This window comes from Pseudomonas sp. IT-P260, assembly GCF_949768395.1.
In the GTDB taxonomy this organism is placed as follows: domain Bacteria; phylum Pseudomonadota; class Gammaproteobacteria; order Pseudomonadales; family Pseudomonadaceae; genus Aquipseudomonas; species Aquipseudomonas parakoreensis.
In genome coordinates, this window is the sequence record NZ_CATKPO010000003.1 from 76,525 (window position 1) to 91,577 (window position 15,053).

A 15,053-nucleotide genomic window follows, 5' to 3' on the forward strand; every position below is an offset into this window, starting at 1 on the left:
GGCGCGACACGGTCTGCCTGAAACACCCCCACCGAGCGTGTTAACATCGCCGCTTTTGTACGATTGACCCCGTTGAGAGCTGAACACTGATGGCCACCAGATCCGTTGTACTCGATACCGAAACCACCGGCATGCCGGTGACCGATGGTCACCGGATCATTGAAATCGGCTGTGTCGAACTGATCGGTCGGCGCCTGACCGGCCGGCACTTTCACGTCTACCTGCAACCGGATCGCGAGAGTGATGAAGGGGCGATCGGCGTTCACGGCATCACCAACGAATTCCTCGTCGGCAAACCGCGTTTCGCCGAAGTCGCCGACGAGTTCTTCGAGTTCATCAATGGCGCGCAGTTGATCATCCATAACGCGGCGTTCGACGTTGGCTTCATCAACAACGAATTCGCCTTGATGGGCCAGCACGATCGTGCGGACATCACGCAGCACTGCACCATCCTCGATACCCTGATGATGGCGCGGGAACGCCACCCGGGGCAGCGCAACAGCCTCGACGCCTTGTGCAAACGTTATGGCGTCGACAACTCCGGCCGCGAACTGCACGGCGCTTTGCTCGACTCGGAGATTCTCGCCGACGTCTACCTGACCATGACCGGTGGCCAGACCAGCCTGTCGCTGGCCGGCAACGCTTCCGACGGCAATGGCACGGGCGAAGGCGCGGACAACTCCGCCACCGAAATCCGTCGTCTGCCGGCGAATCGTCAGCCTGCGCGGATTATCCGGGCGACGGAAGACGAGCTGGCGGAGCACTTGGCGCGGCTCGAGATCATCGCCAAGTCGGCCGGTGGCCCGGCGCTGTGGACGCAGATTGCCGAGGCTGATGCTCAAGCCTGAAAGATCAAAAGATCAAAAGATCAAAAGATCGCAGCCTTCGGCAGCTCCTACATTGGAATGCGATCCCTGTAGGAGCTGCCGAAGGCTGCGATCTTTTGCTTTTGGCTGAATGAAGCCAACTGGCCACCCTCGCCACTTTCGCTGCAACCCTCTACCCTGAGTGCATTGGCAGACATTGATCCGCCGCCTCGGGACACTGAGCCTCATGTACAAAGATTTGAAGTTTCCGGTGTTGATCGTCCACCGCGACATCAAGGCCGACACGGTCGCCGGCGAGCGTATCCGGGGCATCGCCCGGGAGTTGGAGCAGGAAGGTTTCAAGATCGTTTCGGCCATCGACTACACCGAAGGGCGGTTGGTGGCGTCAACCCATCATGGTCTGGCGTGCATGCTCATCGCTGCCGAAGACGCCAGCACCAATTCCCATCTGTTGCAAAACATGGCCGAACTGATCGGTCTGGCGCGGGTTAGGGCTCCGGATCTACCGATCTTTGCCCTCGGCGAACAGGTCACCCTGGAAAACGCCCCCGCCGATGCGATGGCCGAACTCAATCAGTTGCGCGGCATTCTCTATCTGTTTGAAGACACCGTGCCATTTCTGGCGCGGCAGGTGGCGCGGGCGGCGCGCAAATACCTGGATGGCCTGTTGCCGCCGTTTTTCAAGGCGCTGGTGCAGCACACTGCCGACTCCAACTATTCCTGGCATACGCCTGGACATGGCGGTGGCGTGGCCTACCACAAGAGTCCGGTGGGGCAGGCGTTTCACCAGTTCTTTGGCGAAAACACCCTGCGTTCGGATTTGTCGGTGTCGGTGCCGGAACTCGGTTCGCTGCTCGATCACACCGGCCCGTTGGCTGAGGCCGAAGAACGCGCAGCGCGCAACTTTGGCGCCGATCACACGTTTTTCGTGATCAATGGCACCTCGACTGCCAACAAGATCGTCTGGCACTCGATGGTCGGTCGGGATGATCTGGTGCTGGTCGATCGCAATTGCCACAAGTCGGTGCTGCACGCGATCATCATGACCGGCGCGATCCCGTTATACCTGTGCCCGGAGCGCAATGAACTGGGGATCATTGGTCCGATTCCGCTGAGCGAATTCAGTCGCGAATCGATCCAGGCCAAGATCGACGCCAGCCCGCTGACCAAGGGGCGGGCGCCGAAAGTCAAACTGGCGGTAGTCACCAACTCGACTTACGACGGCCTGTGCTACAACGCCGAGCTGATCAAGCAGAGCCTGGGCAATAGCGTTGAAGTGCTGCATTTCGACGAGGCGTGGTATGCCTACGCGGCATTTCACGAGTTCTTTGCCGGGCGCTATGGCATGGCCACCTCGCGCACAGAAGACAGCCCACTCGTGTTCACTACACATTCCACGCACAAGCTGCTCGCCGCGTTCAGCCAGGCCTCGATGATTCACGTACAGGACGGTGGTGCGCGGCAACTGGACCGTGATCGTTTCAACGAAGCGTTCATGATGCACATCTCGACCTCGCCGCAATACAGCATCATCGCCTCGCTGGACGTGGCCTCGGCCATGATGGAAGGCCCGGCCGGGCGCTCGCTGTTGCAGGAAACCTTCGATGAGGCGCTGAGTTTTCGCCGGGCGCTGGCCAATCTGCGCGAGCACATTGCAGCGGATGACTGGTGGTTTTCGATCTGGCAGCCGCCGGGTGTCGAAGGCATCGACCGGGTGCGGACCGAGGACTGGCTGCTGCAGCCGGATGCCGACTGGCATGGCTTCGGTGAAGTCAGCGACGACTACGTGCTGCTCGACCCGATCAAGGTGACCCTGGTCATGCCCGGGTTGAATGCCGGCGGCGCGCTGAGCGAGAAGGGCATCCCGGCGGCGGTGGTCAGCAAATTCCTCTGGGAGCGCGGGCTGGTGGTGGAGAAGACCGGGCTGTACTCGTTCCTGGTGCTGTTCTCGATGGGTATCACCAAAGGCAAATGGAGCACGCTGCTCACCGAGTTGCTCGAATTCAAACGCAGTTATGACGCCAACGTCAGTCTGGCGAGCTGCCTGCCTTGCGTGGCGCAGCAAGACACCGCGCGCTATCGCGGCATGGGCCTGCGTGACCTGTGCGATCAACTGCACGCCTGTTACCGCAGCAACGCCACGGCCAAGCATCTGAAACGCATGTACACGGTGTTGCCGGAAATCGCCATGAAGCCGGCCCACGCCTACGATCAACTGGTGCGCGGCGAGGTCGAGGCGGTGCCGATCGATGAGCTGGAAGGACGGGTCGCGGCGGTGATGCTGGTGCCGTATCCACCGGGGATTCCGTTGATCATGCCCGGCGAGCGCTTCACCGAGGCAACCCGCTCGATCATCGACTACCTCAAATTTGCCCGCACGTTCGATAGTAGCTTTCCCGGTTTTGTCGCTGATGTGCATGGACTGCAACATGAAGATGAAGGCAATGGACGGCAGTACACCGTCGATTGCGTCAAGGAATGAGGACTTTTCCGAGTATGCAACCGGTCATGAATCCAAAATACCCAGGACTGTCGGTGCGCGTCGCCGACGATGGTTTTGCGGCGTACATCTGGGGCAGCGACTTCAGTTTCGAGGTGGCTGCGTATGGCGCGGCAGCCATTGGTCAGCCGGTCGAGCGCTGGGCGGTGACGCCGATCGTGCCGTACCGCAAGTGCTACGGCATCGATCCTGAAGAGTTCAGCAGCTATCGCGACGCCGCCGACAGCGCGATCTTCATGGCTTATCTGGATGACGAACCGGTCGGCCATCTGGTGATCAGCACCAACTGGAACGGTTTTGCCCACATCGATGAATTGGCGGTGCACGCACCGGCACGCCGCCATGGCGTAGCCAAGGCGTTGCTGGATGTCGCGCAGTTCTGGAGTCGCAAGAAGAAGCTGCCGGGGATCATGCTCGAGACGCAGAACAACAACCTCGGTGCCTGTCGTTTGTACGAACGTTGTGGCTACGAGATTGGCGGTATCGACCATTTGCGTTATCGCGGGATAGACCCGAATACCGCCGAAATTGCGCTGTTCTGGTATCGACTGTTCGACAACCCGCTGGAAAACCCGCTCAGCTCGCCAGCATCGCCTCGGCTTGTTCCGTGACGATCGCCAGCAGCGTTTGAATCGCGGCCGGTGTGGCGTTGTGTCGGTAGCTCAGGGCATACAGGCTGATCGGCACCGCCGGTGACAACGGGCAGACGTCCAGGCCGCCCGCCCGTGCACCGAGCGCAGTGAACGGGTCGACGATGGCCAGGCCTTCGCCGGCCTCGACCATGCTGCGCATCATCTGATGGGTTTGCACCCGGGTCTGGATGCTCGGTGCCGGGCGCAGGGCCTGGAGTTTGTTCTCCAATGCCGGGCTCAGCGGGTCGTGGCCTTCGAGGCCGACCATCGCCTGGCCGGCGAGATCCTGCAGGGAAATGTACTTCTGCTTCGGTTGCAGCCAGCCGTGCGGCGCGAGCAGTTGCAGTTTGCCGTGGGCCAATGGCTGGCAGTGGATGTCGGGGTGTTCCGGATCGTGCAGGCTCAGGCCCAGATCGCTTTCGCGCAGCAGCAGGCTGCGGACGATGTCGCACGTGGGCGAGCTGAGCAAGCGGCAGGGCGCGTCGGGCAAACGTCGGCGCAACAGCGCGATGCTTTGCGGCAACAGCAGTTGCGCCAGCGGCGGGGTGCCGATGATGCGCAGGGGCGGAGCGAGGTATTGCTTGAGGCTGCTGGCCAGACGCTGCACCGGCTCCAGCGCCTGATAGACGTGAGCGATTTCCACCTGCAGCGCCCGCGCTTCGGGCGTTGATTGCAATCTACCGCGCACGCTGGCGAACAGCATGAACCCCAACTCGCTCTCGGCTTCGCGCAAGCGCTCTTCGACGTCAGTCACCGGGAGCTGCAGCCATTCGGCGGCGGTGCCCAGGTGACCAGTCTGCAAGAGCGCCTGAATCACTTCGATATGACGTAAACGCATGCGTGAAGTCCATGTTCAGCAGGTGGGGTCAGTGGCTGAATCCTACCCCAAGTCTGCGCATATGACTTCTGCTCATAACGCGCGGTTATTGAGCAACGGTTGGCTCGGGTTCGCGGATCAGGGTGATGTCCGACTGAACCAGCAAAAACTCATTGTCACTGAGTTTCTTGACTCGATCGCCAATCGCCAGTTTGTAGGTGGTGACAGGCTCCATGCCGGTGAAACCGTCTGCCGACGGGGTGGATTCCTGGAACTCATGCACGGAATAAACGCGGCCTTCCGCATCTCTTGCATGGAACTGACCGACGAGTACTGCTGCCATCTGCTTAGAACCTCTGGAGATAAATCGCTTGATTTGCGGCTTGGTAGACCGTCATCAAGCCCTGTAAGTTTTCCTGCAGGAAAAAAATAATCAGCACAGAGGAATTTCCTGCGCATGCTGGTGAAACGGTCATCGAATCATCTATAACTACTGGCTCTTCCCACGGACAGTCGAGAGTCTTCCATGAGCAATGTCTACAACGTCGCTGTAGTCGTCGGCAGCCTGCGCAAAGCATCGATCAACCGCAAAGTGGCACTGGCACTGGCCGAGCTGGCACCGGCGAACCTCAAACTGAAGATTGTCGAGATTGGCGACCTGCCACTCTATAACGAAGACATCGACGGCGATTCACCGCCGGCAGCCTACAGCACTTTCCGCCAGCAGGTGGGCTCTTCCGACGCGGTGCTGTTTGTCACCCCGGAATATAACCGCTCGGTGCCGGCGCCTTTGAAGAATGCGATTGACGTGGGTTCACGGCCTTATGGCAAAAGCGTCTGGAGCGGCAAGCCGGGAGCGGTGATCAGCGTGTCGCCGGGGGCCATTGGCGGTTTTGGTGCCAACCAGCACCTGCGCCAGTCTTTCGTGTTTCTCGATGTGCCGTGCATGCAGCAGCCGGAAGCGTACCTGGGCGGTGCGGGTTCGGCGTTTGACGAGGCGGGCAAGTTGAGCGAGTCGGTCAAGCCGTTCCTGCAAAATTTCATCAATGCGTATGGGAAATTTGTGGAACAACACAAAAAATAATCGGGTCAGAGCTGCGGCTTGAAAAAATCCTGTGGGAGCGAGCCTGCTCGCGAAAGGGCCATCAGCCACACCTCGTGGTGACTGACAGTCCGCTTTCGCGAGCAGGCTCGCTCCCACAGTTGTGTGGTTTGGTTTATTTCATTCATTAAGGCTGTCGCGAATGCTCGCTGCGTCACTGATCTTCCTGCTGACCATCACCCTTGTCATCTGGCAACCCAAAGGCCTCGGCGTCGGCTGGAGCGCGACGCTCGGCGCCGTGCTCGCATTGATTTTCGGCGTCGTGCACCTGAGCGATATTCCGCTGGTGTGGCAGATCATCTGGAACGCCACCGGCACCTTCGTCGCACTGATCATCATCAGTCTGTTGCTCGACGAAGCCGGTTTCTTCGCCTGGGCTGCGCTGCATGTGGCGCGCTGGGGGCGGGGCAGTGGGCGCAAACTGTTTGCCTACATGGTGCTGCTCGGCGCGCTGGTGTCGGCGCTGTTCGCCAATGACGGCGCGGCGCTGATCCTCACGCCGATCGTAATTTCGATGCTGCTGGCACTGCGCTTTTCCCCGGCGGCAACCTTGGCGTTCGTCATGGGCGCCGGTTTCATCGCCGACACCGCGAGCCTGCCGCTGGTGGTGTCGAACCTGGTCAACATTGTTTCGGCGGACTTCTTTCACATCGGCTTCAACCGCTATGCGGCGGTGATGGTACCGGTCAACTTCGTCAGCGTGGCCGCCACTTTGGGCGTGTTGATGTGGTTCTTCCGCCGCGACATTCCCAAGGCCTACGACCCCGAACAGCTCGAACAGCCGCACACGGCGATCCACGACAAAGCCACGTTCTACGCCGGTTGGGTGGTGCTGGTGATCCTGTTGATCGGCTGCTTCTTCCTCGAACAGCTGGGCATCCCGATCAGCGCGATCTCCGCAGTCTGCGCTGCGTTGCTGCTGGGGATCGCTGCCCGTGGTCACAAGATCTCCACGCGCAAGGTGCTGAAAGAAGCGCCGTGGCAGATCGTGATTTTCTCGCTGGGCATGTACCTGGTGGTCTATGGCCTGCGCAATGCCGGGCTGACCGGCTACTTGGCCGGCTGGCTGGATGTGTTCGCCGGTTATGGCGTGTGGGGCGCGGCGCTGGGCACCGGGGTACTGACAGCGCTGTTGTCGTCGATCATGAACAACCTGCCGACGGTACTGATCGGTTTGCTCTCAATTGATGCCAGCCAGGCGAGCGGTGTGGTCAAGGAAGCGATGATTTATGCCAACGTGATCGGCAGCGACCTGGGGCCGAAAATTACCCCCATCGGCAGTCTGGCGACGTTGCTCTGGCTGCATGTGCTGGCGCGCAAGAATATCCGGATTGGCTGGGGCTATTACTTCAAGGTCGGGATTGTGCTGACGGTGCCGGTGTTGTTGATGACCTTGGCGGCGTTGGCGCTGCGGCTTTCGCTTTAAACCGGGTTGGCCCATTCGCGAGCAGGCTCGCTCCCACAGGGAGTGTGGCGCCTCTCCCTAAATTTGAAATGCAGTCCAAATGTGGGAGCGAGCCCGCTCGCGAAGAGGCCGGGTCAGGCATTGAAATTTTCAGGCCTGGCCCGGCACATTCGGCCAGAGATCCGCCACCAGAAACAACCGCTCCGCCTCTTCCCATTCACCCCGGGCATTCTCGGTCAGGCGCACCATCAGTTGCGCCGGAGCCATCGGTTCCAGGGTGTCCAGCCACCTCTGCAGATGTTCAGCGCTCCAGGTCTGATCCGCCGGGTAGTGCGCCGGCGCCAGCCACGCATGGCGGGGCAGCGGTTGCCAGCGTCCGGCCGGACGCTGGGCGACGAACGCCGGCCAGTCCTTCTGATGCAACCAACTGCCACGCAGATGCTGCGGATGCGCCCCTTTCGGCGGCTCGGCGTGACCGGGCCACGGGTACAGCAGATAGCCGCCCAGCCACAACTGCGCACTGAACACTTCGATATCCAGCGTGGCCAGTACCGCACGGCTTTCCGGGCGCGCCGAGATCGGCAGCTGGTGTTCGGCCAGATGCGCCAGTTTGCGGTCCAGTCGATCGTGGCAACCCGGCCCCAGCCACTGCGCCGGGTCGTGGCCGTCGCCATTCTGCGGGCCGAGATAGAGCTTGATCGCCAGTTCCAGGTGATGCACGCCGTCGCGGTCGCGCAGCAGCATGTCCAGTTCACCGAGGGTGTGGCCTTCGCGGCGGATCGGCAGGTTGGCGGCAATCAGTTCGATGCCCGGCGCATGCTCCACGGCAAACTGCCACAACCGTTCGTAATACAAGCCCAGTCGCCGGGTGCGCGCCTGCGACAGCCAATGCAGCAAGCCATAACTGTCCCGGTCCAGTTGCCGCAGCCACTGCTCCAGGCGCGCGGGATCGCTGACCCAGTCGCTGCCGGCCAGCGGATGGCGTTGCGGCCAAGGCGTCGCAGCGAGCATCGGCGGGGCGAGAATCACCCACGCCAGATCCCGCACTTCCGGATGGCGTAATTGATGTGGCAACTGGAGAAGGTCGGGAAACAGGATCATCTTGCGAGCATAGCCTGAAACACGCGCGCACCCTTGAGGCTGAAAGGATTTTGTCTATGGCGGGCTTTCGCCCATAATCGTGCTTTTCGCGTTTTCGATTGTCCGCAGAGGTCCCATGGAGCAATTTCGTAATATCGGCATCATCGGTCGCCTGGGCAGTTCCCAGGTGCTGGATACCGTCCGCCGACTGAAACGCTTTCTGCTCGATCGTCACCTGCACGTGATTCTCGAAGACACCATCGCCGAAGTCCTGCCGGGCCACGGCCTGCAGACCTCGTCACGCAAGATGCTCGGCGAAGTCTGCGACATGGTCATCGTCGTTGGCGGTGACGGCAGCCTGCTCGGTGCCGCTCGCGCGTTGGCCAAGCATAATATTCCAGTGCTGGGGATCAACCGTGGCAGCCTCGGTTTTCTGACGGATATTCGTCCCGATGAGCTGGAAGTCGAAGTGGCCAAGGTGCTCGACGGCCATTATCTGGTGGAAAACCGCTTCCTGCTGCAAGCCGAAGTCCGCCGGCATGCCGAGGCCATCGGCCAGGGCGATGCGCTGAACGACGTGGTGCTGCACCCGGGCAAATCGACGCGGATGATCGAGTTCGAGCTGTACATCGACGGCCAGTTCGTCTGCAGCCAGAAGGCCGACGGCCTGATCGTCGCCACCCCGACCGGTTCCACCGCATACGCGCTGTCCGCTGGCGGGCCGATCATGCATCCCAAGCTCGATGCCATTGTGATCGTGCCGATGTACCCCCATATGTTGTCGAGCCGGCCAATTGTGGTCGATGGCAACAGTGAGCTGAAAATCGTCGTGTCGAAAAACATGCAGATCTACCCGCAGGTCTCCTGCGACGGGCAGAACCATTTCACCTGCGCGCCGGGCGACACCATCACCGTGAGCAAGAAAGCCCAGAAGCTGCGGCTGATTCATCCGCTCGACCACAACTACTACGAAGTCTGCCGGACCAAGCTCGGCTGGGGCAGCAAGTTGGGTGGTGGAGGCGACTGATGCTCGATCCCGCGCGCAGTTATGACTTGATTGGTGACGTGCACGGATGCGCCCTGACCCTCGAACACTTGCTTGACCGACTCGGTTATCACAAGCAGGGCGGGGTCTGGCGGCATCCATCGCGCATGGCCGTGTTTGTCGGCGACATCATCGACCGTGGCCCGCGAATCCGCGAGGCGCTGCACATCGTTCACGACATGGTCGTGGCCGGTCAGGCGCTGTGCATCATGGGTAACCACGAATTCAACGCACTGGGCTGGAGCACGCCAGCGCTGCCGGGCAGCGGCAAGCAGTTCGTCCGTGAGCACACCCCGCGGCATGCGCGCCTGCTGCACGAAACCCTGACCCAGTTCGAAGACCATCCGGGCGACTGGCATGACTTCCTCAACTGGTTCTACGAGCTGCCGCTGGTGGTTGATGCCGGGCGATTCCGCGTGGTGCACGCCTGTTGGGATGCCAGCCTGATCGAACCGTTGCGCGGGCTGTTTCCCGATGCGCGTATCGACGAGCACTTTCTCCAGGCGTCGGCCGTGCCCGGCAGTTTCGCCTGCACCGTATTCGACCGCTTGCTGCGCGGCACCGACATGCGCCTGCCGGATGGTCTGACCATGACCAGCGGCGACGGTCTGGTGCGTTCGTTCTTCCGCACCAAATTCTGGGAAGACGACCCGAAAACCTACGGCGACATCGTCTTCCAGCCGGATGCACTGCCGGAGCCGGTGGCGCAGAAACCGCTGACCTCAAGCGAAAAAAACAACCTGCTGCGCTACGGCATCGACGAGCCGTTGCTGTTCGTCGGCCACTACTGGCGCAGCGGCAAACCGGCGCCGATCCGCCCGAACCTCGCGTGTCTCGATTACAGCGCGGTGCTCTACGGCAAACTGGTGGCCTATCGTCTGGATCAGGAAACACGTCTGGATCCGCATAAATTTGTCTGGGTCGATGTCGAGCGGCCGGAGGTGCTGCAATGAGTGCGGTAGCGGTATTGCGTCTGCCGTTGGCGGTGGATTTGAGCGGTTTCGTCACACTGCTGCAACGGATGCAAGTGCCGCATCGGGTCAGCGAAGAAGCGGGCGAGCAGGTACTGTGGGCGCCGGCGGAAATCAGCGAGGACGTGCGTTCGCTGTACGAGCGCTTCCCGGCCGGTGATCCCGATCAACAGCTGGACATTCCGCTGGCGCCGACCTTCAAGCGTCCCAGCTTCGCCGAGCAACTCAAACACGCCAAGGCCACCGGGTTGATCCTGCTGCTGAGCCTGCTGGTCGGCGGCCTGACCTATCTGGGCGACAACTTCGACACTATCCGCTGGCTGACCTTCCTCGACTTCCGCGTGGTCGGCGAGTACATCCAGTTCACGCCGCTGGCCGACAGTCTGGCGGCGGGGCAGTGGTGGCGCCTGTTCACGCCGATGCTGCTGCACTTCGGCATCCTGCACCTGGCCATGAACGGCATGTGGTACTGGGAGCTGGGGCGGCGCATCGAGTCACGCCAGGGCAGCATCAACCTGCTCGGTCTGACCCTGCTGTTCAGCCTGGTGTCGAACTACGCGCAGTTTGCCTGGAGCGGCCCGAGCCTGTTCGGCGGCCTGTCCGGCGTGCTCTACGGTTTGCTCGGCCACTGCTGGATCTTTCAGTTGCTGGCGCCGAATCCGGCGTATCGCCTGCCGCGTGGCGTGCTGGTGATGATGCTGGTGTGGCTGGTGATTTGCATGTCCGGACTGGTCTCGATGATCGGTTTCGGCCAGATCGCCAACGCCGCCCACGTCAGCGGGTTACTCATCGGATGCTTCACCGGTTTGTTGGGCGGTTTGTATAACCGCCGTAAACTGGCCGCCTGAAATTTTAAGTGAATAAAGAGCACGGAGACCCTGATGTCCTCTTTTAACGACATGATCAACAACATCACCCCGGACATCTACGAGAGCCTGAAACTGGCCGTGGAAATCGGCAAGTGGTCCGACGGTGGCAAACTCACCGCCGAACAGCGCGAGCTGTCGCTGCAGGCGATGATCGCCTGGGAAATCCAGAACCTGCCCGAAGACCAGCGCACCGGTTACATGGGCCCGCAGGAATGTGCGTCGAAGTCGATCGAAGTGCCGAACATCCTGTTCAAGTCGGATGCCATCCATTGATCGAGATTGGCCGCGGTGCAATCAGCAAAATGTCGGCGCGCCTGGACGGGCCGAATGTGCAATACGCGTTTCGTCTGGATGACGTCGAGGTGCCGGTCAATCCCATGATCGGCACCACAGTGCGTCTGGAGTACCTGGGGGCAATTCATTGCACTCATTGCGGGCGCAAGACCAAAACCAGTTTCAGCCAGGGTTACTGCTACCCGTGCATGACCAAACTGGCGCAGTGCGACATCTGCATCATGAGCCCGGAGCGTTGCCACTTCGAGGCCGGTACCTGCCGGGAGCCAGAGTGGGGTCAGAAGTTCTGCATGACTGATCATGTGGTGTATCTGGCCAACTCGTCGGGGATCAAGGTCGGCATCACCCGCGCCACCCAGTTGCCGACCCGCTGGCTCGATCAGGGCGCAAGTCAGGCGCTGCCGATCATGCGCGTATCGACGCGTCAGCAGTCGGGCTTCGTCGAAGACCTGTTCCGCAGTCAGGTGGCCGACAAGACCAATTGGCGCGCGTTGCTCAAGGGCGATGCGGCGGCGGTGGACCTGGCTCAGGTGCGCGATCAACTGTTTGAAAGCTGCGCCGAGGGCTTGCAAGGCCTGCAACAGCGATTCGGCCTACAGGCAATTCAGACGATTGCCGATGTAGAACCGCTCGAAATCCGCTATCCGGTCGAGCAATACCCGGCCAAAATCGTCAGCTTCAACCTGGACAAGAACCCGATTGCCGAAGGCACGCTGCTGGGGATCAAGGGTCAGTACCTGATTTTTGACACCGGCGTGATCAACATTCGTAAATACACGGCCTACCAGCTCGCCGTGCATCAATAAGGATTCCAGCATGCGCACCGAACAACCGAAGATGATTTACCTGAAGGACTATCAGGCGCCCGAGTACCTGATCGACGAGACGCACCTGACCTTCGAGCTGTTCGAGGACCACAGCCTGGTCCACGCGCAACTGGTGATGCGCCGCAACCCGGAGCGTGGCCCGGGCCTGCCGCCGCTGGTGCTCGACGGCCAGCAACTGGAGCTGCTGTCGGTAACCCTGGCTGACCAGGAATTGAGCGCCGGCGATTATCAGCTGAGCGAAAACACCCTGACCCTGCAACCGGCCAGCGCCAGCTTCACGGTTGACACCAGCGTCAGAATCCACCCGGAAACCAACACTGCGCTGGAAGGCTTGTACAAGTCCGGCACGATGTTCTGCACCCAGTGCGAGGCCGAAGGCTTCCGCAAGATCACCTATTACCTCGACCGCCCGGACGTGATGAGCAAATTCACCACCACGGTGGTCGCCGAGCAGCACAGCTATCCGGTGCTGCTGTCCAACGGCAACCCGATTGCCTCCGGCCCGGGTGAAGACGGCCGGCACTGGGCGACCTGGGAAGACCCGTTCATGAAGCCGGCGTACCTGTTCGCGCTGGTGGCCGGTGATTTGTGGTGTGTCGAAGACACTTTTACCACCATGACCAACCGTAATGTCGCGCTGCGCATCTACGTCGAGCCGGAAAACATCGACAAGTGCCAGCACGCGATGAACAGCCTGAAGAAGTCGATGCGCTGGGATGAACAGGTCTACGGTCGCGAGTACGACCTGGACATTTTCATGATCGTCGCCGTCAACGACTTCAACATGGGCGCGATGGAGAACAAGGGCCTCAACATCTTCAACTCCAGCGCCGTGCTGGCCCGCGCCGAAACCGCCACCGACGCCGCGCACCAGCGGGTCGAGGCGATCGTCGCCCACGAATATTTCCACAACTGGTCGGGCAACCGCGTGACCTGTCGCGACTGGTTCCAGCTGTCGCTCAAGGAAGGCTTCACCGTGTTCCGCGACGCCGGTTTCTCTTCGGACATGAACTCGGCCACGGTCAAGCGCATTCAGGACGTGGCGTACCTGCGTACCCACCAGTTCGCCGAAGATGCCGGTCCCATGGCCCATGCGGTGCGTCCGGACAGCTTCATCGAGATCTCCAACTTCTACACCCTGACCGTGTACGAAAAGGGCTCGGAAGTGGTCGGCATGATCCACACCCTGCTGGGCGCCGAAGGCTTCCGCAAGGGCAGTGACCTTTACTTTGAACGCCATGACGGCCAGGCCGTGACCTGCGACGATTTCGTCAAGGCCATGGAAGACGCCAACGGCGTCGACCTGACCCAGTTCAAGCGCTGGTACAGCCAGGCCGGCACGCCGCGTCTGGCGGTCAGCGAGTCCTACGACTCTGCGGCGAAAACCTACAGCCTGACCTTCCGTCAGAGCTGCCCGGAAACCCCGGACAAAGTGGAAAAACTGCCGTTCGTGATCCCGGTCGAACTGGGCCTGCTCGACAGCAAGGGCAACGAGATTGCCCTGCGTCTGGCCGGTGAAGCGTCGGCGCAAGGCACCACCCGCGTGATCTCGGTGACGGAAGCCGAGCAGACGTTCACCTTCGTCGACATCGCTGAACAGCCGCTGCCATCGTTGCTGCGTGGTTTCTCGGCGCCGGTCAAACTGAGCTTCCCGTACAACCGCGACCAGTTGATGTTCCTGATGCAGCACGACAGCGATGGCTTCAACCGCTGGGATGCCGGTCAGCAACTGTCGGTGCAAGTGCTGCAGGAATTGATTGCCCAGCAGCAGAAGGGCGAAAGCCTGGTGCTCGATCCGCGTCTGATCTCGGCGCTGAAAACCGTGCTGTCCGATGAGTCGCTGGATCAGGCCATGGTCGCTGAAATGCTTTCGCTGCCGAGCGAAGCGTATCTGACCGAAATCAGCGAAGTGGCGGATGTCGAGGCGATCCACAGCGCCCGCGAGTTTGCCCGCAAGCAACTGGCGGACAACCTGTTTGAAGCGCTGTGGCTGCGTTATCAGGCCAACCGCGATTTGTCGAAGCAGACGCCGTACGTGGCCGAGGCCGAGCACTTTGCCCGTCGTGCACTGCAGAACATTGCGCTGTCGTACCTGATGCTCAGCGGCAAGCCGGAAGTGTTGGCCGCTACGCAAGAACAGTTCGAAAACAGCGACAACATGACCGAGCGCCTGACCGCGCTGGCGGTGCTGGTCAACTCGCCGTTCGAAGAACAAAAGGCCAAAGCGCTGGCAACTTTCGCCGAGCACTTCAAGGATAACCCGCTGGTCATGGATCAGTGGTTCAGCGTGCAGGCCGGCAGCACGTTGCCGGGCGGTCTGACACGGGTGAAGGCGTTGATGCAGCACCCGGCGTTCAACATCAAGAACCCGAACAAGGTGCGTGCGCTGGTCGGTGCGTTTGCCGGGCAGAACCTGATCAACTTCCACGCCGCCGACGGTTCGGGCTACCGCTTCCTCGCGGATCTGGTGATCGAATTGAACGGCTTCAACCCGCAGATCGCCTCGCGGCAACTGGCGCCACTGACCCGCTGGCGCAAATACGACAGCGCCCGTCAGGCGTTGATGAAGGCTGAGCTGGAGCGGATTCTGGCTTCGGGGCAGTTGTCGAGCGATGTGTACGAAGTGGTGAGCAAAAGCCTGGCGTAACGCTCGCCTGATCAATATTTCAGGCGAACACAGAACC

General features: G+C 61.0%; 14 protein-coding genes. 11 read left to right on the top strand and 3 right to left on the bottom strand.

What is annotated here, in order from left to right; genetic code table 11:
* Positions 1 to 89 precede the first annotated feature (89 nt).
* The 3 genes from dnaQ to ACM6HV_RS02495 all read left to right on the top strand — a co-directional run bounded on the left by dnaQ (position 90) and on the right by ACM6HV_RS02495 (position 3,938).
* Positions 90 to 848, top strand: coding sequence for a DNA polymerase III subunit epsilon (gene dnaQ, locus ACM6HV_RS02485; protein ID WP_047293706.1), 759 nt, complete (start codon positions 90 to 92; stop codon positions 846 to 848).
* A 205-nt stretch (positions 849 to 1,053) separates the two neighbouring features.
* The gene (locus ACM6HV_RS02490; RefSeq protein ID WP_414903360.1) at positions 1,054 to 3,309 is read left to right on the top strand and encodes an Orn/Lys/Arg decarboxylase N-terminal domain-containing protein; all 2,256 of its coding nucleotides are present in this window, start codon (positions 1,054 to 1,056) and stop codon (positions 3,307 to 3,309) included.
* 14 nt (positions 3,310 to 3,323) lie between these two features.
* Positions 3,324 to 3,938, top strand: coding sequence for a GNAT family N-acetyltransferase (locus tag ACM6HV_RS02495; protein ID WP_047293708.1), 615 nt, complete (start codon positions 3,324 to 3,326; stop codon positions 3,936 to 3,938).
* Here ACM6HV_RS02495 and ACM6HV_RS02500 read toward each other — a convergent pair.
* Both ACM6HV_RS02500 and ACM6HV_RS02505 read right to left on the bottom strand, forming a co-directional pair.
* The gene (locus ACM6HV_RS02500) at positions 3,904 to 4,797 is read right to left on the bottom strand and encodes a LysR substrate-binding domain-containing protein (RefSeq protein ID WP_108182947.1); all 894 of its coding nucleotides are present in this window, start codon (positions 4,795 to 4,797) and stop codon (positions 3,904 to 3,906) included. The genes ACM6HV_RS02495 and ACM6HV_RS02500 overlap by 35 nt on opposite strands.
* An 85-nt stretch (positions 4,798 to 4,882) precedes the next feature.
* Positions 4,883 to 5,119 carry a hypothetical protein gene (locus ACM6HV_RS02505; protein ID WP_041067263.1) on the bottom strand — a complete coding sequence of 79 codons (237 nt, stop codon included), beginning with the start codon at positions 5,117 to 5,119 and terminating at the stop codon, positions 4,883 to 4,885.
* Between the two features lie 183 nt (positions 5,120 to 5,302).
* Here ACM6HV_RS02505 and ACM6HV_RS02510 point away from each other — a divergent pair, with 183 nt between their 5' ends.
* On the top strand, positions 5,303 to 5,860 hold the full coding sequence (locus ACM6HV_RS02510; RefSeq protein WP_041067261.1) for an NADPH-dependent FMN reductase: 558 nt from the start codon (positions 5,303 to 5,305) through the stop codon (positions 5,858 to 5,860).
* Positions 5,861 to 6,020: 160 nt separating this feature from the next.
* Positions 6,021 to 7,304: an arsenic transporter gene (locus ACM6HV_RS02515; RefSeq protein WP_414903364.1), complete on the top strand. Its 1,284-nt coding sequence runs from the start codon at positions 6,021 to 6,023 to the stop codon at positions 7,302 to 7,304.
* Positions 7,305 to 7,433: 129 nt separating this feature from the next.
* Here the strand turns inward: ACM6HV_RS02515 and ACM6HV_RS02520 are convergent, their stop codons facing one another.
* Positions 7,434 to 8,384, bottom strand: a complete 951-nt coding sequence (locus tag ACM6HV_RS02520; protein ID WP_414903366.1) for a DUF1853 family protein — start codon at positions 8,382 to 8,384, stop codon at positions 7,434 to 7,436.
* 115 nt (positions 8,385 to 8,499) lie between these two features.
* On the opposite strand from ACM6HV_RS02520, the gene ACM6HV_RS02525 reads away from it, so the two are divergent.
* From ACM6HV_RS02525 to pepN, 6 genes are read left to right on the top strand one after another with little or no spacing between them, the layout of a single operon-like run.
* On the top strand, positions 8,500 to 9,390 hold the full coding sequence (locus ACM6HV_RS02525; protein ID WP_003224174.1) for an NAD(+) kinase: 891 nt from the start codon (positions 8,500 to 8,502) through the stop codon (positions 9,388 to 9,390).
* Entirely contained in the window at positions 9,387 to 10,361 is a 975-nt protein-coding gene (locus ACM6HV_RS02530) for a metallophosphoesterase (protein WP_414903471.1), read from the top strand. The genes ACM6HV_RS02525 and ACM6HV_RS02530 overlap by 4 nt, the downstream gene beginning before the upstream one ends.
* Positions 10,358 to 11,227, top strand: coding sequence for a rhomboid family intramembrane serine protease (locus tag ACM6HV_RS02535; RefSeq protein WP_414903368.1), 870 nt, complete (start codon positions 10,358 to 10,360; stop codon positions 11,225 to 11,227). Before ACM6HV_RS02530 ends, ACM6HV_RS02535 begins: the two co-directional genes overlap by 4 nt.
* Positions 11,228 to 11,260: 33 nt before the next feature.
* Positions 11,261 to 11,521, top strand: coding sequence for a YeaC family protein (locus tag ACM6HV_RS02540; protein WP_007919229.1), 261 nt, complete (start codon positions 11,261 to 11,263; stop codon positions 11,519 to 11,521).
* Positions 11,518 to 12,348, top strand: coding sequence for a DUF2797 domain-containing protein (locus tag ACM6HV_RS02545; protein ID WP_047599806.1), 831 nt, complete (start codon positions 11,518 to 11,520; stop codon positions 12,346 to 12,348). The genes ACM6HV_RS02540 and ACM6HV_RS02545 overlap by 4 nt, the downstream gene beginning before the upstream one ends.
* A gap of 10 nt (positions 12,349 to 12,358) precedes the next feature.
* The gene (pepN, locus tag ACM6HV_RS02550; protein WP_414903371.1) at positions 12,359 to 15,016 is read left to right on the top strand and encodes an aminopeptidase N; all 2,658 of its coding nucleotides are present in this window, start codon (positions 12,359 to 12,361) and stop codon (positions 15,014 to 15,016) included.
* Positions 15,017 to 15,053 lie beyond the last annotated feature (37 nt).